Annotated in this window: 18 protein-coding genes and 1 pseudogene; 7 read left to right on the forward strand and 12 right to left on the reverse strand. The window is 65.1% G+C overall.

The window, feature by feature from the left end; translation table 11 throughout:
* The first annotated feature begins 65 nt into the window (after window positions 1-65).
* The gene (locus HDG34_RS02945; RefSeq protein ID WP_184057582.1) at window positions 66-2,039 is read left to right on the forward strand and encodes a methyl-accepting chemotaxis protein; all 1,974 of its coding nucleotides are present in this window, start codon (window positions 66-68) and stop codon (window positions 2,037-2,039) included.
* Window positions 2,040-2,073: 34 nt separating this feature from the next.
* On the opposite strand, the gene HDG34_RS02950 is transcribed toward HDG34_RS02945, so the two are convergent.
* Window positions 2,074-2,727: a glutathione S-transferase family protein gene (locus tag HDG34_RS02950; protein WP_184057584.1), complete on the reverse strand. Its 654-nt coding sequence runs from the start codon at window positions 2,725-2,727 to the stop codon at window positions 2,074-2,076.
* Window positions 2,728-2,955: 228 nt separating this feature from the next.
* Between HDG34_RS02950 and HDG34_RS02955 the strand changes: the two genes are divergently transcribed.
* A complete protein-coding gene (locus HDG34_RS02955) occupies window positions 2,956-4,395 on the forward strand; it encodes a polyhydroxyalkanoate depolymerase (protein ID WP_184057586.1) in 1,440 nt (479 codons plus the stop codon).
* A 37-nt stretch (window positions 4,396-4,432) separates the two neighbouring features.
* Here HDG34_RS02955 and HDG34_RS02960 read toward each other — a convergent pair whose 3' ends face one another.
* The 6 genes and pseudogenes from HDG34_RS02960 to HDG34_RS38855 form a co-directional block, all read right to left on the reverse strand.
* Window positions 4,433-5,044 carry a flavin reductase family protein gene (locus HDG34_RS02960; protein WP_184037964.1) on the reverse strand — a complete coding sequence of 204 codons (612 nt, stop codon included), beginning with the start codon at window positions 5,042-5,044 and terminating at the stop codon, window positions 4,433-4,435.
* 110 nt (window positions 5,045-5,154) lie between these two features.
* A complete protein-coding gene (locus HDG34_RS02965; RefSeq protein WP_260321026.1) occupies window positions 5,155-6,030 on the reverse strand; it encodes a 3-hydroxyacyl-CoA dehydrogenase family protein in 876 nt (291 codons plus the stop codon).
* A 213-nt stretch (window positions 6,031-6,243) separates the two neighbouring features.
* On the reverse strand, window positions 6,244-6,549 hold the full coding sequence (locus tag HDG34_RS02970) for a hypothetical protein (RefSeq protein ID WP_090808246.1): 306 nt from the start codon (window positions 6,547-6,549) through the stop codon (window positions 6,244-6,246).
* Window positions 6,550-7,046: 497 nt separating this feature from the next.
* On the reverse strand, window positions 7,047-7,205 hold the full coding sequence (locus HDG34_RS02975) for a hypothetical protein (protein ID WP_018424094.1): 159 nt from the start codon (window positions 7,203-7,205) through the stop codon (window positions 7,047-7,049).
* Between the two features lie 163 nt (window positions 7,206-7,368).
* Complete coding sequence (locus HDG34_RS02980) at window positions 7,369-8,736, reverse strand: hypothetical protein (protein ID WP_184057590.1); 1,368 nt, start codon at window positions 8,734-8,736, stop codon at window positions 7,369-7,371.
* A 308-nt stretch (window positions 8,737-9,044) separates the two neighbouring features.
* Window positions 9,045-9,155, reverse strand: a pseudogene (locus HDG34_RS38855) (MgtC/SapB family protein); the annotation flags it as partial.
* Window positions 9,156-9,456: 301 nt separating this feature from the next.
* Here HDG34_RS38855 and HDG34_RS02990 point away from each other — a divergent pair.
* Both HDG34_RS02990 and HDG34_RS02995 read left to right on the forward strand, forming a co-directional pair.
* Window positions 9,457-10,590: an AGE family epimerase/isomerase gene (locus tag HDG34_RS02990; protein WP_184057592.1), complete on the forward strand. Its 1,134-nt coding sequence runs from the start codon at window positions 9,457-9,459 to the stop codon at window positions 10,588-10,590.
* 303 nt (window positions 10,591-10,893) lie between these two features.
* On the forward strand, window positions 10,894-11,097 hold the full coding sequence (locus HDG34_RS02995; RefSeq protein ID WP_018424088.1) for a cold-shock protein: 204 nt from the start codon (window positions 10,894-10,896) through the stop codon (window positions 11,095-11,097).
* Between the two features lie 133 nt (window positions 11,098-11,230).
* Here the strand turns inward: HDG34_RS02995 and HDG34_RS03000 are convergent, their stop codons facing one another.
* The gene (locus HDG34_RS03000) at window positions 11,231-12,853 is read right to left on the reverse strand and encodes a methyl-accepting chemotaxis protein (protein WP_184057594.1); all 1,623 of its coding nucleotides are present in this window, start codon (window positions 12,851-12,853) and stop codon (window positions 11,231-11,233) included.
* 283 nt (window positions 12,854-13,136) lie between these two features.
* On the opposite strand from HDG34_RS03000, the gene HDG34_RS03005 reads away from it, so the two are divergent.
* Window positions 13,137-13,571, forward strand: coding sequence for a PaaI family thioesterase (locus tag HDG34_RS03005; RefSeq protein WP_184057596.1), 435 nt, complete (start codon window positions 13,137-13,139; stop codon window positions 13,569-13,571).
* 87 nt (window positions 13,572-13,658) lie between these two features.
* On the opposite strand, the gene HDG34_RS03010 is transcribed toward HDG34_RS03005, so the two are convergent.
* Genes HDG34_RS03010 through HDG34_RS03025 form a run of 4 tightly spaced genes read right to left on the reverse strand, consistent with a single transcriptional unit; the run spans window position 13,659 to window position 17,215 of the window.
* Window positions 13,659-14,507, reverse strand: coding sequence for an ureidoglycolate lyase (locus HDG34_RS03010; protein ID WP_184057599.1), 849 nt, complete (start codon window positions 14,505-14,507; stop codon window positions 13,659-13,661).
* 52 nt (window positions 14,508-14,559) lie between these two features.
* Window positions 14,560-15,303 (reverse strand): SDR family oxidoreductase, encoded by a 744-nt coding sequence (locus HDG34_RS03015; RefSeq protein ID WP_018424084.1) that lies wholly within the window; start codon window positions 15,301-15,303, stop codon window positions 14,560-14,562.
* Between the two features lie 33 nt (window positions 15,304-15,336).
* Entirely contained in the window at window positions 15,337-16,167 is an 831-nt protein-coding gene (locus HDG34_RS03020) for an amidohydrolase (protein ID WP_184057601.1), read from the reverse strand.
* A 7-nt stretch (window positions 16,168-16,174) separates the two neighbouring features.
* Window positions 16,175-17,215, reverse strand: a complete 1,041-nt coding sequence (locus tag HDG34_RS03025) for an aldo/keto reductase (RefSeq protein WP_184057603.1) — start codon at window positions 17,213-17,215, stop codon at window positions 16,175-16,177.
* A 259-nt stretch (window positions 17,216-17,474) separates the two neighbouring features.
* On the opposite strand from HDG34_RS03025, the gene HDG34_RS03030 reads away from it, so the two are divergent.
* A complete protein-coding gene (locus tag HDG34_RS03030) occupies window positions 17,475-18,260 on the forward strand; it encodes an IclR family transcriptional regulator (protein WP_090808230.1) in 786 nt (261 codons plus the stop codon).
* A 114-nt stretch (window positions 18,261-18,374) separates the two neighbouring features.
* On the forward strand, window positions 18,375-18,920 hold the full coding sequence (locus HDG34_RS03035; protein WP_184057604.1) for a hypothetical protein: 546 nt from the start codon (window positions 18,375-18,377) through the stop codon (window positions 18,918-18,920).
* The last annotated feature ends 30 nt before the right edge of the window (window positions 18,921-18,950 follow it).

Raw genomic sequence — 18,950 nt, forward strand, 5'->3', positions numbered from 1 at the left:
TAAATCGATGCCGTTCGCGGCCATGCCCGACGCGCGCGTCGCCTGTCCCCTTTTCGCGCCTGCCCATGAACTCTCTCTTCTTGCGCCGCGCCAGCGTCGGCGCGCGGCTTGCCGTGCTCTCGTGCGTGCTGGTCGCGTTGATTTTCAGCACGTTCGCGTGGGCGCTCGCGCGCGCCGCCGGCGACCAGGTGCGCGACCAGGTGCTCGCCCGCATCGCCGAAAAAGACCGCTCGATCGCCGCGATGATCGAGCTGTTCGACAAGGCGCTGTCGGCCGAAGTCGATCGGTCGATGGCGCTGTTCGCGAGCTTCCTGCCCACCGACTTCTCGCTCGACGACACGCAGAAAGTCGACATCGGGAACACCGCGACGCCGACTTTCAAGGCCGGCGGCAAGGTGCTGAATCTCGACTTCACGATTCCCGACCAGTTCCTCGAACGCAGCGGCGCGGTCGCGACCGTGTTTGCGCGCAGCGGCGACGACTTCGTGCGCGTGACCACCTCGCTGAAGAAGCAGGACGGCACCCGAGCGGTCGGCACGCTGCTCGACCGCAAGGGGCCGGCGTATGCGCCGCTGCTCGCGAACCGCTCGTACACCGGCCTCGCCATGCTGTTCGGCAAGCGCATGATCACGCAGTACCGGCCGATCGCCGACGCGAGCGGCCGCGTGATCGGCGCGCTGTTCGTCGGCGTCGACGTGGACAAGGAGATCCAGTCGGTCCAGGACGGCATCCACGCGCTGAAGATCGGCGCGAGCGGCTATTACTTCGTGCTCGACGCGTCGAGCGGCGCGGAGCGCGGCAAGCTGCTCGTGCATCCGGCCGCCGCGGGCCAGAAAGCCGACGACGCCAACGCGCCGTATCAGCGCATGCTCGACATGAAGCAGGGCGAGCTCGACTACCGCTCGGCCGACGCGACGCTCGGCGAGAGCGACGCGCGCGACAAGTTCGTGTCGTTCGTCACGGTGCCGGAGTGGCAGTGGCTCGTGGGCGGCGTCGCGCCGCGCGACGAAGTGATGGCCGAGGTCGTGCGCACCCGCAACGCCTTCCTGCTGCTCGGCCTCGCGCTGGTCGGCCTGTTCGCGATCGTGTTCCTTGTCGCGGTGCGGCGGCTCGTCAGCCGTCCGCTCGACGAAGCCGCGCGTGCGTCGGAGCGTCTCGCCGCGGGCGACCTGAGCGTGCGCGTCGCGCAGCACGGCCGCGCGCGCGCCGACGAGATCGGCCGCCTGATGCTGGCGATCGACGGCATCGGCGAAGGCCTCGCGCGCATCGTCGCGCAGGTGCGCAACGCGTCGGCCGACATGTCGGCGGGCACCGAGAAAATCGCCACCGGTAGCGGCAACATCGCGATGCGCATCGCGACCCAGGCGAGCAGCCTCGAAGAGACCGCGGCGAGCATGGAGCAGATCACGTCGACCGTGCAGCAGAATGCCGATCACGCGACCGAAGCGAACACCCTCGTCACCCACGCCGCCGACGCCGCGCTCGAAGGCGGCCGCGCGGTCGAGCGCGTGGTGTCGACGATGGGCGAGATCGGCCGCTCGTCGCAGAAGATCGCCGAGATCACGACGGTGATCGAGGGCATCGCCTTCCAGACCAACATCCTCGCGTTGAACGCGGCCGTCGAGGCGGCGCGCGCGGGCGAGCACGGCAAGGGCTTCGCGGTCGTCGCGTCGGAAGTGCGCGCGCTCGCGCAGCGCAGCGCGGCGGCGGTGAAGGAGATCGAGGGCGTGATCGCGGCGTCGAGCGCGAACGTCGACAGCGGTTTTCGCATCGCCGAAGAAGCGAGCGCGACGATGCAGGGAATCGTCACTCAGGTCGGTCAGGTCCGCGCGATCATGAGCGAGATCAATGTCGCGTCGCGCGAACAGTCGGGCGGCATCGAGCAGGTCAACCTGGCGGTCACGCAGATCGGCGAGGCGACGCAGCAGAATGCGACGATCGTCGTCGATGCGGAAGCCGCGGCGGCCGAGTTGCGCGAGCAGGCTGCGCGGCTCGCGCAGCTGGTCAGCGTGTTCAAGCTCGAAGGCGAGCGCGGCTGACGGATCTGCTTAATGTGGACGGCGGCCGCCGCGCTCAGAACTCGACGTCCAGTTCATCGATCTCCTCGACCTCCTGACGCGCGAGCGCGATCCACTCGCGCATTTCGGGCAGCGCCATGATGCGCTGCCCGTATTCGACCATATCCGGATCGAGTTGCACGTCATAGGTCACGAAACGCGTAACCACCGGTGCGTACATCGCGTCCGCGGCGGTCCGCTCGCCGAACAGGAACGGGCCGCCGTACTCCTTCAGACATTCACGCCAGATCGTCACGATCCGCTCGATATCCGATTGCGCGCGCGCCCATACCTTGAAGCCCGGGAAATGCGCCTTCAGGTTCATCGGCAGCGCCGAGCGCAACGACGCAAACCCCGAATGCATCTCGCCGCAGATAGCGCGGCAATGCGCGCGGGCGCGGATCTCATGCGGCAACAGCGCGGCTTGCGGCTTCAGCTCGTGCAGGTATTCGGCGATCGCCAGCGTGTCCCAGACCTTGACGCCGTCGTGCATGAGGCATGGCACCAGAATCGACGGCGACAGCAGCAGTAGTTCGGCGCGCGTCGCGGGGTCGTCGATCGGCACCACGATTTCTTCGAACGGCAAGCCGCTGAACTTTGTCAGCAGCCAGCCGCGCAGCGACCACGACGAATAATTCCTGCTGCTTATCGTGAGCGTAGTATTTCCCATACGTGTGTCCTCCAGATCGGGCATCGCGCCGCGCGTGCCTGCACCCATGCACGCCGCGGTGCGCGCGCGCACCAAAGCGCGGCAAGGCCGGCCCATTTCGCCTATGCACGCAAGTGATATGCCGACCCACGCAGATATGACGCGACACAGGGGCAACGCGCGCCAGCGCCTGGCGCACCACTTGCTTTTATTCGAGTTCCTATCTTTCTGGCGCATTCGAGTGAAAGTATGAATCTGTTCGCCTATCCTGCCTATCAGGCCTGCGCCGACCTGCTGCTACCGCTGCGGCACGGCGCGGCGCTGGCGAACCGTTCGCTCGATGCGTGGTCCGCATTCGCCGCTACGCCGCACGGACGCTCGCTGCGCGCGACGTGCGAACTTCTGATGCTCGGCGGACTCACGCCGAAGCGGCCGCCGTTCGGCATCGATAGCGTCGTCACCGAAGGCGAGCCGGTCGCGGTGGTCGAGGAAGTCGTCGCGCGCACGCCGTTCTGCTCGCTGCTGCATTTTCGCAAGGACGCCGTGCTTTCAACGCCGCAGCCGCGCGTGCTGATGATCGCGCCAATGTCGGGCCACTTCGCGACGCTGCTGCGCGCAACCGTGCGCACGATGCTGACCGAGCACGACGTCTATATCACCGACTGGCACAACCCGCGCGACGTGCCGCTCGGCGAAGGCCGCTTCGGCTTCGACGAATTCGTGCGCCACGTGATCGACTTCACCGCGACGATCGGGTCCGGCACGCATCTGCTCGCGGTCTGTCAACCGACCGTCGCGGCGCTCGCCGCCGTCGCGCTGATGGCCGCCGAGGACCATCCCGCGCAGCCGGCCAGCATGACGCTGATGGCCGGCCCGATCGACACGCGCATCAATCCGACGCGCGTCAACGAACTGGCCAGGAGCCGGCCGATCGAGTGGTTCGAGCGTAATCTGATCAGCGCGGTGCCGTTCGGGTTTGCCGGCGCGCAGCGTCGCGTGTATCCGGGTTTCGTGCAGCTGGCCGCGTTCATGGCGATGAATCTGGACCGCCACGCCGACTCGTTCGAAACGATGTACTACGAGCGCGGCAAGGGCGATCCGCAGAAAGCCGACACGATTCGCACGTTCTACGAAGAGTACTTCGCGACGATGGATCTGACCGCCGACTTCTATCTGGAGACCGTCGACACCGTGTTCCAGCAGCATGCGCTGCCGTTACGCGCGCTCGAAGTCGAGGGGCGGCTGGTGGAGCCGTCGAAGATTCGCCGCACCGCATTGCTGACCGTGGAAGGTGAAAAGGACGATATCTGCGCGGTCGGTCAGACGCTCGCCGCGCAGGACATGTGCGATCGTCTGCGGCCGTATCTGAAGACGCATCACGTGCAAACGGGCGTCGGCCACTACGGCGTGTTCAGCGGACGTCGCTGGGAGCGGGAGATTTATCCGCGCGTGCGAGCCGTGATTTACGACAATGAACCGCGCGCGGTGCTCGTCAGCTCGCGTGCGCGCCCGATCCAGCCGGTGCCCGCGGCGATTGCGGCGGAAGTCACGGCGGCCGCGCCGGTCGCGGCTGCGGTCGTCGAGGTTGAAGTGGATGCGCCCGTGGGCGGGAGCGGGAGCGGCAACAGTGACTCCGCGGCAAAAACGTCCGCGCAGTCCCCACGCAAGCCGCCGCCGGTGACACCCTGAGCGATCCGCTAATCAGCGGAAGCTGCTGAGGGCGAGTTCAGGCCGTTGGCCGGATCATCTGGAACATCTCGCCGATCTGCGCATAGTCGGCGCGATAACCCGCGCGCATGATCGGCTGCGCGGCGTGCGTGTCGAACAGGCCGTCCTTCAGATACGCGTCGTCGATATGCACGCCGACCACCTGGCCGAGCGACAGATAGTTGTCCATCGGCTTGCCGTCGACGTCATGCAGACGCACGATCTGCAGCAGCTTGCATTCGAGCGCCGCCGGCGATTCGGCTACGTGTGGCACCGCCACGTTGCGGCCCGGCGCCGGCGTGAGCCCGGCCAATGCGAACTCGTCGACGTGCGGCGCGACCGGCGCCGACGAGCGGTTCATCTGCTCCGCGAGCGGCCGGGTGGCGAGATTCCAAACGAATTCGCCGGTCGCCTCGATGTTGGCGAGGCTGTCCTTGCGGCCCTCGCTGCTAAAACCGATGATCGGCGGAAAGGTCGCGAACGCGCCGAAAAAGCTGTATGGCGCGAGATTGAGCGTGCCTTCGGCATCGCGCGACGAAATCCAGCCGATCAGCCGCGGCGCGACGATCGCCTTGAAAGGATCGTGCGGCAGGCCGTGACCGGCGGCGGGGTCGTAGAAGTAGTGAGACATGAAGTGGCTTGGGGTTGGCTTGGAGTTGATTTAGGTTCGCTTGCGACGCGTGTGGCAGTAAGCGCGAAAAGCGGCGGAGTACCAGGCACGGAACGGCTATTTATACTGCACTAGCCGCGCCCGATCACGCGCTTGCGCCCTTCCTTTACCCGCGCGATGCGCGCTTCATCCCAGTCATGAAACCCCGCGCCGCTGCGCACGCCGACACGCCCCGCGTCGACCTGCGCGCGCAGCAGATCGATCACGTCCTCGTCTTTCGCGAGTTGCGGCATCAGATGCGACGCGATGTCGACGAACGTGTCGAGTCCGCCCATGTCCGCGCCCTCGAATGGTCCGACGATGCCCCAGCGACGTCCCAGCGAAGCTTTCATCACGCGATCGACGACCTCGGGCGTCGCTGCCCCCGAACGCACGATGTGCAACGCCTCGCGCAGTACCGCGAACTGCAGCCGATTACCGACGAAGCCCGGAATCGCCTTCGTGAGCACGACCGGCTCCATGCCGATCGCGCTCATCAGTCCGGCGGTTTGCCGCACGACTTCGGGCGCGGTCTCGGTGCCCGGCACGACCTCGACGAGCGGAATCATGTGCGGCGGGTTCCAGAAATGCGCGATCACGAAGCGTTCTTTCGCGCGCAGCGGGATGGCAAGCTGGTCGGGCGGGAAGCCGCTGGTGTTGCTCGCGAGGATCGCATCATCGGCGAGCAGGCTGGTCAGCGTCGCGTAGAGGCGGTGTTTGAGTTCGAGCACTTCGGGAATCGCCTCGATCACGAAGCGCGCTTGCCCGATCGCATCGAGTTGCGCATTGGTTTCGATGCGCGCGAGCGCCGCCTGTTTGGCAGCATCGTCGATACGGCCCGCGTCGATCAGTTCGTCGAGCACGGCTTGCGCTTTCGGCGCGACGCTCGCGAGTCGCGCCGGATCAACGTCGTGAACGATCGTCCGGTATCCATGCAACGCGGCCTGCGTCGCAATGCCGACGCCCATCAGTCCCGTGCCCACCACCCCTATCGCTACATCCTGTGTCGTCTTGTCCACACGCGCTCCCGCTGCCGTCGATGAAAGCCCCGAAGCATAGCGCAGCACGCGCAATACCACGGTCGGACTCGCACGCCCAAATGCGACGAAGCCGGCCTTTCCCTCGAGGGAAGACCGGCTTCGTGGACTCACGCCGCCTGTTGCGACGCGATCAGGCGCGCTTTAGTAGCGCGGGGGCGGGGTGCGGTGATCGTCGCCGCGGTGGTGCGGATCGTAGTCGTGCGGATGATGGCGCATCCACTCGTCGTGCTCCCAGTAGCGGTGGCCGTCCCAGTAACGATCGCCGTGCCAGCCGATGTTGATCGACACGCCCACCGGCATCATATGCGGTTGGCCGTACACGACTGGTGCCGGACCGTGTTCGACGATCACGCGGTCTTGCGCGAATGCGCTACCAGCCGCGACGAGTGCGCCGCCCGCGAGCAGCGTTGCGATCAGCGAGCGCGATGCCTTGCCAAAGTTTTTCATAATGACCTCCCGTCAAAGTTTTATTCCAGGCCAGCGTCCGTGTTTGCTCGGATCGTGCGATTCGCTTCGTTCGCTTCGCTTGGTGAGCCGAACCAGACGCCGTACGCTTGAGACTCACTTTAGCGGCCCGAATCGCGTGAAGACGTTAGCACTTGTAAGCGAGCATTTCATAGATGGGGTCTGTTGATGGAAGCGCGGTGCCGCTTTCGCGCTTCATTCAACGAAGGTTTACGGGCAATGCTTTCATTCGACTCGCTGAATCAGCGTGAAAGCTGGTTACATTCATTTCGGCCCCGAAATATTTCGCAAGGAGTCGGACAGACACTGGAGGCCTGGCGCTGATACGTCTGTCTCGTCGCGCAATGGTGCATCGCGACAAGAGAGCCCAAAAAACAAAAAGCCACGATCCGCATTTCGCGAATAGTGGCTCAATGAGAAGCGCACTCGAGGTGCGCGCCCCGGCGCGTTGTCGCGCGCTCGGGAGGTTCGGCTGGTTTTTAGTCGGTCAGCTTGATGCCGAACAGCGTGGCCTGCGCGCGGCGCAGACGCTCTGCTTCACGGGCACGCGCTGCATACGAGTAGTCCGAATCCAGCGGCAGATGGGGCGACGCAAAGAGGTCGCTGACCTTTTGGAACAGTGCAAAGATGTAGCTCATGGCGACTCCCGGTTAGTGACTGCGTTGCTAGGGTTTTCCCTTAGTTGTGATTATAGGGGTTTTCCCTAGGGAAAAGCTAGTGCACTGCAGCAAATTTTCGCTGCGGCGGGTTGCCGCGATGTCATTGGGCCGGGAAGCGTTGCATCGCGACAACGTCCCCGATTTAGTGACTCGGCGGCCGCCGGTGCGAAGCGCGAGCGTGCCTCGCGCGCGTCGGCGTCGCGCTGGGCTGTAGGGGCGCGGCAGGGGGCGCTGCGGTGGCGGTCGTGGCGGCGGGCGCCGACGCGGCGTTCGCTGTCGCCGCATGCGCGTCGAGCAGGCTCACCATCGCCGCTTGCTGGTTCTGCATCATCTGTTCGATGCGGTGTTGCTGCGCCGTCGTCTCGCGCGTGAGGCGCATTAGCAGCAGCGTCTGCGCGATGCCGATCGCCACCGTCACCAGCAGCGCACCGACCACGATCGACAGCATCCATTTCACGCGCCGCGAATGATCGGTCGCGGCGCGGCGTTGATCGGCGATCACGCCATAGAGCGCATCGACCGTATCGGCGAACGCGGTGGCGCGCGCGCGGTCGAGTTCCGGCTCCGAGCGTAGCGCGGCGGCGGCCGCGTCGGTGCGGCGCGCGTCACGCGAGGAAGTGGCGAATCCGGCGTGGTTGTCTGCGGACGAGGACCGGGGTGTCGTCAACTGCGCGGTGGCGGAGAGCTTGTCGTCCTGTTTCGTGGTCAAGGCCTCTGGCGAGGCGGATTGCGTACGCGTCGCGGGCTCGTCGGCGGACTGGCTCATGCTACTGCCGTCGGTCGCAGCGGACGTTGCAAGCGAAGCCGGGGCGGTAGCAACTGCGGCATCGCGCGATGCCGTCGCGGCTTTCGCGAACATCGCGGCGAAACGCTGCTGTGGCTTGCCCGCGCCCGCCGTCGCAGCCAACTCCGCTTCGGCCGCCTGGCGCAACGCGGTCACGCTGCGCGCGACGGTCGCGGCGGCCATCGCCGAGCTGGGCGGCGCGGATGGCTCACGCGACGTTGCCGCGGGCTTGTCGTCGGTGTTTGCTGCGGCGTTCGGCGCTGAGCCGTCGGGGGCGCCGTTCGCGGGCTCGTTTGCGGGCTTGTTTGCAGACGCATCCGCAACCGCCATCACCGGCTCGACGTCAAACCCGCTCAACTGCCCGTTCACCGGCGGCGCATCCAGCTTCGCCGCACGCGGTGCGCGGCGCGCAGTTTTGTCGAGCGACCCGTGTTCATCGAATACGCCGACCGCCTGCAGCACCACGTCCGGCAGTTCGAAGCCGTGCAGCGTGCCTTGGCGGACGTCGATGTTCATCGCCTCGAGCGTCGCGCGGGTCGGATCGTCGGGGAACAGGTCGAGCGTGCTGTCGTCGCGCGCGACGCCGCTCAGTTGCGCGAGGCGTTGCGCCGAGCGCGCCGCGCGCGCCAGCTTGTTTTCGGTTTCGGTGGAGACGGCGCCCTGGCGCTGCTTCTTCGAAGCGACGCGCGGGGGCATGGACTGCGGGGATGCTGCGGAATCTGCCATAGAGGAAAAAGCGGTCGTCGCCAGGAACGGGGCGCCGGATGCCGCTTGTCATTGCCATTGGAATATTTAGAGCCAGCATTGTCGCATGGCGCTCCGCCCGTGCCGAAGCCATTCCCCGACGTTTTTGCGCCCTTTCCCGCGCCTCGCGCCTTTCACGACCTCGCGTCGTCGCCCTGGAATTCCCGCACGCCCCGCCATTGCCGAAGCCGAGCGCAGGTCGACTCGCATTCCGCATTCGACACGCGATGCAGCGTGATGATCACTTCGTCGCACTCGTTCACATCGTCGCTTTGCTGCATCACGAATTACGCGGACACGATCATCATGAGCGCCGAGCCCACGCAGACCAACATGTGCGTGCGCAAGCCCGCCGCCCACGACAACCGCTCCCGCTCGTAGCCGATCACGCTGCCGAGCATCGCGGCCAGCACGAGACGGGAGATGAGTTCGAGATTACCGGGCCTCGTTGTTCCTCCTTATCCGAAATGAGCGGCGGCGGCAGCTCAGTGCGCCTCGCGTTGCCCATCCCATGCGGCTCGTGCATCTGTCGCGCCGCGTCGGCGTCGAGCATTTCGGATGCTTGACCCAAGCTGTCAGCGCGAGGCGTTTGCTTTATGCTAGGCCGCACACCGCAGCAGTCTCGGCGAGCCGAATCCTGAACCGCCGCCCTGAACGCTGCCTCGACACACTGCGCACGTTGCGCGCCCGAACCAACCGACGATGCCAAGCACGCCCCCTCCCCCTGCTTCGACGACCACCGCCGCGACCGCGCTGCGCGAGCACTTCGCGAACGTGGTGCTGCCGATGTGGCGCGGTCCCGGCTTCAATCACGCGTTGCAGCTGCCCTACGAAGCGCTCGACGCCACCGGAGGCGAGCCGCTGCCCGCGCAACGCTATCGGGCGATGGCATGCGCGCGGCAGCTGTTCACGTTTGCACAAGCGGGCGACATGGAACACGCGCGCGTGCTGTTCGATTCGCTGACCCGCACCTTTCGCGACGCCGATCACGGCGGATGGTTCTACAGCGTCGACGCGCTCGGCCTGCCGCTCGACACCACCAAGGACCTCTACACGCACGCGTTCGTCGTGTTCGCGTGCGCGGAATACGCGCGGCGCTCCGACAACCTCGATGCGCTCAAGCTCGTGCACAACACGACCGCGCTGATCCAGTCGAACTTCGCGGCCGACGGCGATCTGTTCAACGCCGCGCTCAACGTCGACTTTTCGAAGGTCACCGCCACGCCGTTGCAGAATCCGCTGATGCACCTGACCGAAGCGTGGCTCGCCGCCTGCGAGGCGACGCGCGACAACGTCTTCGGCGCCGCGTTGCGCCGCCTCGCTGGCGCGATCGCGCGACACTTCGTGCATGCGCCGAGCGGCTGTATCGCCGAATTGCCGATCGGCGCGAGCGGCAATCGTCTGGAGCCGGGACATCAGTTCGAGTGGTACTGGCTGGTCAGGCAGGCAGGCGCGCTGTTCGACGGCACGGGGCTAACCGACGCGCTGGCGCGCGCCTTCACCTTCGCGCAGCAGCATGGCGTGAACCCGGACAACGGCGGCGTGTGCGCATCGCTCGACGAGGCTGGCAAGGTCAGCGACGCGACCCAGCGGATCTGGGCGCAGACGGAATATCTGCGCGCGCTCGCCAGTCACGACGATCCGGCCGTGCGCGCGGCGCTGCCGCAACACATCGCACGTTTTCAGCGATGCTTTTTGCATGAACACGGCTGGTTCGAATGCAAGACATCGAGCGGCGAAATTGCACGTACGGACATGCCGTCAACGACGCCTTATCATCTGGCCACCGCCTACGCGGCGCTGCCTGTGGACGTCGAATTTCGAGCGGGAACTTAGCCGAATTTGGCCAGTGATAGATGAAGTTCCACGCTTGATCGCCTCAATAAAGTGCGGCACGCACGGACGAATGTCCGCCGCCGGGTCGCGAGAGAAATTTGATGTTGGTGGTAAACCCTGGCGCAAAAAAAGTTCTCGTCAGACGTTCTCAAAGTGCGAAAAAACATCAAAACCGGGGAATACCCGAACGCAGGTTGATTGGCGTCTGTCATAAAGACGTGATACAACTCTCCCCTCGCGCTCGCTCTCGCATTGGAGCGATTGCGGTCGCGATGCAATACACAACATTTATTTGGATCAAAAATGGCAACAGGTACTGTTAAGTGGTTTAACGATGCAAAGGGCTTTGGCTTCATCACCCCGGACGACGGCGGCGAAGACCTGTTTGCACACTTCTCGGAAATCCAGTCTTCGGGCTTCAAGTCCTTGCAGGAAAACCAGAAAGTGTCGTTCGAAGTCAAGCAAGGCCCGAAGGGCAAGCAGGCTGCAAACATCCAGCCGGTCTAAGTTCCTTCGGGTACTTTGAGACAGACTTGGACGTCACGATAGGCGCCTCTACAGGCGCTTGCGTCTAATGCAAAATGGCTCGCTTTACGCGGGCCATTTTCTATTTCTGCGTCCGTTTTCAAGCGTCGCCGCTTTAAAGCGCATGCATTCCGGTTAATGCGAATTCTGCGTTTGCGACGGACATTGCTCCGCGCTGTTGCGTACGCAACACACTTTCAGAAATTTCGAACACGGAAACCGCCTGTTTCAATTGCTCGGTTTGCTGATGTAGCGAAGCCGCCGCCGCCGCGGCCTGCTCGACGAGCGCCGCGTTCTGCTGCGTCATCTCGTCCATCTGCACGACCGCCTGATTCACCTGCTCGATGCCGGTGCTCTGCTCGAGCGACGACGCGCTGATTTCGGCCATCATCTGCGTGACGCGCGAGATCGACGCCGACACATGACTCATCGCTTCGCCGGCGCGCTCGACGAGCGTCGAGCCGCCCTGAATCTCCGCGACCGATTCGCTGATCAGCGTCTTGATTTCCTTCGCCGACTGCGCGCTGCGTTGCGCGAGGCCGCGCACTTCGCCGGCTACGACCGCGAAGCCGCGGCCCTGCTCGCCCGCGCGCGCCGCCTCGACAGCGGCATTCAGCGCGAGGATGTTGGTTTGGAATGCGATGCCGTCGATCACCGAGATGATCTCGGCGATCTTGTCCGAGCTCTGCGCGATGCCGCGCATCTTGTCGACCACCTGATTGACGACTTCACTGCCGCGCGACGTCGCGTCAAGCGCGGTCTCGGCGAGCGCATTGGCTTCGCGCGCATGATCGGCGTTCTGGCGCACGGTCGCTGTGAGTTCCTCCATGCTCGATGCCGTTTCCTCGAGCGATGCCGCCTGGTTTTCGGTGCGCGCCGACAGATCGGCGTTGCCGGTCGCGATTTCGTTGGCGCCAAGATGGATCGAGTCGGCCGACTCGCGCACGCTCTTGACGGTGCGTGCGACGCTTGCCTGCATCGTCGCGAGGCCCGAGAACAGACGGCCGATTTCGTTGCTGCCGCGTGCGGCGATCGGTTGATCGAGACGGCCTTGGGCGATGCGCTCGAAGTGGCGGCCCGCTTCCTCGAGCGGTGCCACGACGCCGCGGCGCAGCGCCGTATAGACGGCGAGCGTGCCGGCGACGAGCACGAGCAAAATCGCCACGCTGACGATGCGAAACGCCGCCACGCGCGCATCGATCGAATCGAGCGACGCGCGGCTCGCGGCGTCGCCGAATTGCCCAAAGTTGTGCACTTCCGCCAGATAGGCGTCCTGAAACGACTGCGTCGGCTGATCGAGGAAGGCCTGGATGTTGTTCGAGTCGAGATACTGCGCGAGCTCCGCGAGCGCGCCATGCAGCGTCTTGTAGCGTTCGGCAAGCGCGGCGGCGCGCGCGCTGTTTTCGTCGCTGGTCTTCTGCGCGCTCATGAAGGCCGCGAAAGACTGATCGGCGGCGGCGAGCTGTTCGCGAGCGTGCTGCACGATGTCCGTGGGCTCGGTGCCCCCGCGCACCATGCGCGTGCCGGCACGCGACAGGTTGATGCGCGCGTCCATCAGGCGCTGCGTCGTCTGATTGACCGCGTCGACCTGCTTCAGCGCGATGTTCGACAGATCGCCGACGTCGTCGTGCGTGCGTGTCAGCGACCAGAAGCCCAACCCTACCGTGACGAGCTGGAAGACGCAGAACGCGGCCAGAACACATAGCAGGCCGGATGCGACCTTGATCTTGCTGAACATCGTGGACACCTGGGAACAAAGGATAACGGAGGTACACCAGGGTTAACGGCAGGCCGATTGGCGGCTTGAGGCCAATTCCGGCAAAAAGCGCTCTACGTGCAGGTTTCACCGTCGATCGTCGCGATTGCGGTTGTTTTGCGCAACAATGCGCCGCTCATCGCGAGGAATCACCTTGCGCAGCGCAGCGGCACTTCCTAGAGTGGGTAGGGACCGCATGGCACGCGCCGCGCGGATGTTTTGTTGCACCGATGCACTACCCAGACCCCTGCACGAAGGAACCACGATGACCGACCTACTCGACCGGGCGCGCGGCGCACTGCACGCCCAGCCGTTCAGCATGCTGCTAGGCGCGGAGCTGATGCACGCCGGCAGCGACGAGCTCACCCTATGTCTGCCGATTCGGGATGAACTGCGGCAGCAGCATGGCTTCGTACATGGCGGCGTCATCAGCTATCTCGCCGACAATGCGTTGACGTTCGCTGGCGCGCTGTCGCTGGGTCCGAGAGTCGTGACCGGTGAGTACAAGATCAATTATCTGCGCCCGGCAGTGAAGGGCACGCTGATCGCGCGCGCCAGTGTGGTCTATGCGGGCAGGCATCAGGCGACCTGCCGGTGCAGCGTGTTCGTGATGGAGGGGAATCGCGAGAAGCTAGTGGCGGTTGCGCAGGGGACCGTGAATCGGATTGGAGAGGACGGGGAGCAAGAGGCGGGGGCTTAAAGCCGGGACGCCATGAAAAAAGCCGCTCCTGCGCAAAACAGGAACGGCCTTTCATTTCACAGCGATATGACGGAAAGAGAAAGCGCGTTACTCCGCCGCGTAAGTCTTCTGCGTCTGCTCGCCCAGCCCTTCGATACCCAGACGCACCGTCTGCCCCGCCTTCAGAAACACCGGGTTCGGCTTCACACCCATGCCCACGCCGGGCGGCGTGCCGGTCGAGATAACGTCGCCCGGCTGCAGGCTCATGCACTGCGACACATACGACACCAGCTTCGCGACACTGAAGATCATCGTCTTCGTGCTGCCGTTCTGGTAGCGATGGCCGTCCACTTCGAGCCACAGGCTCAGGTTCTGGGGATCGGCGACTTCGTCGCGCGTGACGACCCACGGGCCGATCGGGCCGAACGTGTCGAAGCCCTTGCCCTTGTCCCACGTGCCGCCGCGCTCGATCTGCCATTCGCGCTCCGACACGTCGTTGACGACGCAGTAGCCGGCCACGTGCTCGAGCGCGTTTGCTTCGTCGACATACTTCGCCGCCTTGCCGATCACGACGCCGAGTTCCACTTCCCAGTCGGTCTTCTTCGAACCGCGCGGGATTTCGATGTCGTCGTTCGGGCCGCTGATCGCGCTCGTCCACTTGTTGAAGATGACCGGTTCCGCCGGTACCGGCAGATTCGATTCCGCCGCGTGATCCGCATAGTTCAGGCCGATGCAGATGAACTTGCCGATCTTGCCGACGCACGGTCCAACGCGCGGATTACCTTCGACGACCGGGAGCGTTGCCGGATCGAGCGCGCGCAGTTTCGCGAGACTTTCATCGCCGAGCCCAGCGCCGTCGATATCGCCCACCACCTTCGACAAATCGCGAATCTTGCCTTGCGCGTCGAGCAGGCCCGGCTTTTCCTGGCCTTTCGGCCCATAACGAAGCAGTTTCATCGTTGCACTTCCCTTTACGTTCAGTAGTGTTCGGTTCGTCAGTCAATCAGAATCAGTTCGACCATCCGCCGTCGATTACATGGAGTTGGCCCGTCGTGAACGACGACTCGTCGGACGCGAGATACAGCGCGAGCGCGGCGATCTCCTCCGGCTTGCCGATGCGGCCCATCGGCTGACGCGCGACGAAGGCGGCCTGCACCGCATCGAGCGACGCGCCCTGCGCCTGAGCCTGCGCGGCGATTCGCTGTTCGAGCGACGGCGAGGACACCGTGCCCGGGCAAATCGCGTTACAGCGTACACCACGCGTGACGAAATCCGCAGCGACGGACTTCGTCAGCCCGACCACCGCGGCCTTCGACGCGCCGTACGCGAAGCGATTCGGCACGCCCTTCACGCTCGACGCCGCCGACGACATGTTGATGATCGAGCCGCCGCCTTTCTCCAGCATGGCCGGCAAGAACGCGCGAATCATACGGTACATGGCCTTCGCGTTGAGGTCGAAGGCGAAATCCCAGTCCTCTTCGCTGCATTCGAGGATATTGCCCGAGTGTACGAAGCCCGCGCAGTTGAACAGCACGTCGATCGTGCCGACTTCCGCGGCGAGCGCCTTGATCGCCGCGCCATCGAGCACGTCGAGCTTGCGCGCCTCGACCGGCTTGCCGGCGAGTCCGTCGATGCGGATATCGGTGGCGATCACGCGCGCGCCTTCGCGCGCGAACAGTTCGGCGGTGGCGAGACCGATACCTTGTCCCGCTGCGGTGATCAGGGCCGTTTTGCCGGCCAGTCTTTGTGTCATCTACGACTCCAGTTGAATGGGCTGCTAACGAAATCAAAGCCGATAAAACGCGGCGGCGTTCTCGCCGAACACGGCGTCGCGCTCGGCGTCGCTCAACGACGCGACGAGCGTGGTCGCCACCGAATGCCAGAGCAAATAGTCGCCGTTCAGTTCGAGCACCGGCCAGTCGCTCCCCCACATCAGCCGCGCGGGACCGAAAGTGTTCAGCAGATGCTCGACGTAGGGCCGCAGCGTGTCCTCGGTCCAGCCGGGCGAGGCCTCGGTCGCGAGACCCGACAGCTTGCAGTGCACCTGCGGCAGCGCGGCGAGCCGCGTGATCGCGTCGCGCCATACCGGGTAGCCCGCCTGGCCGTAGCGGATCGGCGGCTTCGCGCCATGATCGACCACCATGCGCAGCGCCGGAAAACGCTGCGCGAAGATCTCGACGTATTGCACGTGACGCGCGTAGATCAGCGCATCGAACGCGAGATCGTGCGCGATCAGCGCCTCGATCGCCGGCGCGAGATCGGGGTTGGCGATCCAGCCGTCGTCGGGCAGATCCTGAAGCATCGGCCGCACGCCCTTGAACTTCGGCTCGCGCGCGAGCACCTCGATCAGATCGGGCGCGTTCGCCAACAACAGCGGCACCCAGCCGACCACGCCCGCGATCGACGGCTCGTGCCGCGCGATGTCGAGCAGGTAGCGGGTTTCGTCGAGCGTCGGCGCGGCCTGCACCACCACGGTCCGCTCGATGCCGGCCTGTTCGCGCAACGGCTTCAGATCATCAGGCCCGAACGGCCGGTAGAGGATTTTCAGTTCCGGCGTCAGCCACTCGTAGTCACCCCGCGCGGGGTCCCAGTAGTGCTGGTGAGCGTCGATCGGCATGGTCGGATCAGTCCTCGGGCGCGGGCGCACGGGGGTCGAGCAGGCCCGCGTCGCGCAATGCGGACCACAAGGCCGCGGGGATCGGCAGCTCGAACGACGCGACGTTCTCGCGCAATTCGTCGGCGCTACGCGCGCCGGTCAGCACGGTGGCGACCGTCGGGTGCGCATACGGAAACTGCAACGCGGCGGCGGCGAGCGGCACGTCATGCGCGCGGCATACCGCCTCCAGACGCGCGACGCGCTCGATCACCTCGGGCGGCGCGGCGCCGTAATTGAACTTCAGATCGCCTTCGACGCCCCGCGCCAGAATGCCCGAATTGAACGCGCCGCCGAGCAGGATGCTGACGCCGCGCGCCTCGCAGGCGGGCAGCAGGTCCTCGAGGGTGGTTTGCTCGAGCAGCGTATAACGGCCCGCGAGCAACGCGCAATCGATATCGCACTCGGCCATCGCGTCGAGGATCACCGCGCCCTCGTTGACGCCGAGGCCGAGCGCCTTGATTGCGCCCGTCGAGCGCAGGCGCTCGAGCGCACGGAAGCCGCCCCCTTCGGTCAGTTGCCGCCAGTAGTGCGGATGCTGGTCGCCGTGCGTGACGCGACCGATGTCATGCACGAGCAGGACGTCGATATCGATGATGCCGAGGCGCTGCTGGCTGTCCTCGAACGAACGCAGAATGCCGTCGTGCGTGTAGTCGTAGATCGCTTCGAACGGCAGCGGATTCTGCCAGCCTTCGCGGTCGTCGAACGGTGACGTGCGCGGCACGAAGCGGCGGCCGACCTTGGTCGACAGCACATACTCGCCGCGCGGATAGTGGCGCAGCGCGGCGCCGAGCCGATGCTCGGCCTTGGTGTTGCCGTAATGCGGCGCGGTGTCGAAGTAGCGCACACCCGCGTCCCAGGCGGCGGCGATCGTCGCTTGGGCCTCCTCGTCGGACAGGTCGCGGTACAGGCCGCCGAGCGGCGCCGTGCCGAGCCCCAGTCCGCTCACCTGCAACGAGCCGCGGCCGATACGGCGCCGCTGCCCGATTTTCGATACGATCGATGCCGACATGAGCGTGTCTCCAGATTTTTGGCCTTTTTACCATGCGGCGGCGAAGTGCGGCGGTCACACTCCGCGCACCGCTTGGGAAGTGCATTCATTCACCAATGAACGTATTATTCATATTCGAATTTTTCCAAGTCAAGAAAACTACGCGGCGCGGATGCCTGGGTTTTCCCTGGACATAGGCCATCCAGTTCGCGAAATGCTACGCACTCGCCCGCGCACACCAGATAATCAAAACTCCACACGGAATTCCCGGACCCTCACGATGGACGCCGAAGACAAGGACGACGACCGCTATCGCGCCCCCGCGCTGGATAAAGGCCTCGACATTCTCGAGCTACTGTCCGAGCAGAAGGAAGGACTCACGCGCGCCGAAATCACGCGGCAGTTGGGCCGCAACGCGAGCGAGATGTACCGGATGCTCGAACGCCTCGTCGCGCGCCAGTACGTGGTGCGCTCGGCGGCTGGTGACCGCTACTCGCTGAGCCTGAAGCTGTTCGCGCTCGCGCACCGTCATCCGCCAATGAACCGGCTGATCGCAGAAGCGCTGCCGCTGATGCAGCGTTTCGCCGACGCGGCCGAGCAGTCTTGCCACCTCGTCGTCTACGACCGCGGCAACCTGCTAGTGATTGCGCAAGTCGACGGACCGGGCACATGGGGCATGTCAGTGCGGCTCGGTTCGCGGGTCGGCCTGATCGACACCGGTTCGGGGCGCGTGATGCTCGCGTTCCAGAGCGTCGAGCAGCGCCAGCAGATGCTGGCGGAGCACACGAAGGTGAAGGGCGAAGTGACGCTCGATCTCGACGCGCTGGAGGAGGCCTGCGAGCGCATCCGCGCGGCGGGCTTCTGGCAGAAGGACAGCCAGCAGACCTTCGGCGTCACCGACGTGACGTTCCCGATACTCGCGCCGTCGGGACAGGCGAGCGCGGTGCTGACCTGCCCGTATCTGCGGCGGATCGACGAATACGTCGCGCCGACGCTCGAAGCCGCCACCACGCTGCTGCGCGACACGGTGCAGGCGCTGTCGATGTTCCGCGAGCAGGCGGCGTGATCGGTAAGTTGCGCGGTAAGTTGCGCAGCGGCGCGCACGCACACATGGTTTAGAATGGCGGCCCTTCCAAAATAACGCCGCATGACGGGCTCATGCGCGCGCATCGATTGAGCAATGGCCAAACTTCTGACCGATTCCGAATTCCAGCGTTTTTCCGAACTCCAGCAGAAGCAGTCGAGCTTCACGATCACCGCCGAAGAAGCCGACGAACTGCGCGACATCGTCGCCCACGCGCAGAAGCGCCGCGACGACCGCGCCGCCGCGATGCAAAGCATCGAGACCTTCATCCAGCAGTTCCACATCACGCCCGACGAGCTGTTTTCGCCCGAGCAGATCGGCGAAGCGGCGCGCACCTACGGCCTGATTCCGGCCGTGCGCAAGGAGCGCGTGCTGCCGCCGTCGCTGACGTTCAACGGCAAGCCGTACCAATGGACCACCCGTGCGCTGCCCGACGAAATTCGCGTGCCGCTGTTCGACGCGTTCACGGGCGGTGAGTCGGTGAAAGCGTTCATTTCGACGCTGAAGGACGCGAACCGCTGCGCCGCGACGATCGCGCGGCTCGAACGCGAAACCGGCGCCGTGTATGCGCAGGCATGGCTCGACGAGCTGTCGGTCACGCGCGCGCAGGTCGATGAGGCGGCACAGAAGCTGGCGGCGTGAGGCGGTGAAGCCATGCGTTGAGCGGCTCGC

This window comes from Paraburkholderia sp. HC6.4b (assembly GCF_014200875.1).
Classification (GTDB): domain Bacteria; phylum Pseudomonadota; class Gammaproteobacteria; order Burkholderiales; family Burkholderiaceae; genus Paraburkholderia; species Paraburkholderia tuberum.

What these genes read in the sequence shown, in the direction of transcription:
- HDG34_RS02945 (WP_184057582.1), top strand. Translation starts at nt 66, where the DNA reads ATGAACTCTCTCTTCTTGCGCCGCGCCAGCGTCGGCGCGCGGCTTGCC.
- HDG34_RS02950 (WP_184057584.1), bottom strand. Translation starts at nt 2,727, where the DNA reads ATGGGAAATACTACGCTCACGATAAGCAGCAGGAATTATTCGTCGTGG.
- HDG34_RS02955 (WP_184057586.1), top strand. Translation starts at nt 2,956, where the DNA reads ATGAATCTGTTCGCCTATCCTGCCTATCAGGCCTGCGCCGACCTGCTG.
- HDG34_RS02960 (WP_184037964.1), bottom strand. Translation starts at nt 5,044, where the DNA reads ATGTCTCACTACTTCTACGACCCCGCCGCCGGTCACGGCCTGCCGCAC.
- HDG34_RS02965 (WP_260321026.1), bottom strand. Translation starts at nt 6,030, where the DNA reads ATGGGCGTCGGCATTGCGACGCAGGCCGCGTTGCATGGATACCGGACG.
- HDG34_RS02970 (WP_090808246.1), bottom strand. Translation starts at nt 6,549, where the DNA reads ATGAAAAACTTTGGCAAGGCATCGCGCTCGCTGATCGCAACGCTGCTC.
- HDG34_RS02975 (WP_018424094.1), bottom strand. Translation starts at nt 7,205, where the DNA reads ATGAGCTACATCTTTGCACTGTTCCAAAAGGTCAGCGACCTCTTTGCG.
- HDG34_RS02980 (WP_184057590.1), bottom strand. Translation starts at nt 8,736, where the DNA reads ATGGCAGATTCCGCAGCATCCCCGCAGTCCATGCCCCCGCGCGTCGCT.
- HDG34_RS02990 (WP_184057592.1), top strand. Translation starts at nt 9,457, where the DNA reads ATGCCAAGCACGCCCCCTCCCCCTGCTTCGACGACCACCGCCGCGACC.
- HDG34_RS02995 (WP_018424088.1), top strand. Translation starts at nt 10,894, where the DNA reads ATGGCAACAGGTACTGTTAAGTGGTTTAACGATGCAAAGGGCTTTGGC.
- HDG34_RS03000 (WP_184057594.1), bottom strand. Translation starts at nt 12,853, where the DNA reads ATGTTCAGCAAGATCAAGGTCGCATCCGGCCTGCTATGTGTTCTGGCC.
- HDG34_RS03005 (WP_184057596.1), top strand. Translation starts at nt 13,137, where the DNA reads ATGACCGACCTACTCGACCGGGCGCGCGGCGCACTGCACGCCCAGCCG.
- HDG34_RS03010 (WP_184057599.1), bottom strand. Translation starts at nt 14,507, where the DNA reads ATGAAACTGCTTCGTTATGGGCCGAAAGGCCAGGAAAAGCCGGGCCTG.
- HDG34_RS03015 (WP_018424084.1), bottom strand. Translation starts at nt 15,303, where the DNA reads ATGACACAAAGACTGGCCGGCAAAACGGCCCTGATCACCGCAGCGGGA.
- HDG34_RS03020 (WP_184057601.1), bottom strand. Translation starts at nt 16,167, where the DNA reads ATGCCGATCGACGCTCACCAGCACTACTGGGACCCCGCGCGGGGTGAC.
- HDG34_RS03025 (WP_184057603.1), bottom strand. Translation starts at nt 17,215, where the DNA reads ATGTCGGCATCGATCGTATCGAAAATCGGGCAGCGGCGCCGTATCGGC.
- HDG34_RS03030 (WP_090808230.1), top strand. Translation starts at nt 17,475, where the DNA reads ATGGACGCCGAAGACAAGGACGACGACCGCTATCGCGCCCCCGCGCTG.
- HDG34_RS03035 (WP_184057604.1), top strand. Translation starts at nt 18,375, where the DNA reads ATGGCCAAACTTCTGACCGATTCCGAATTCCAGCGTTTTTCCGAACTC.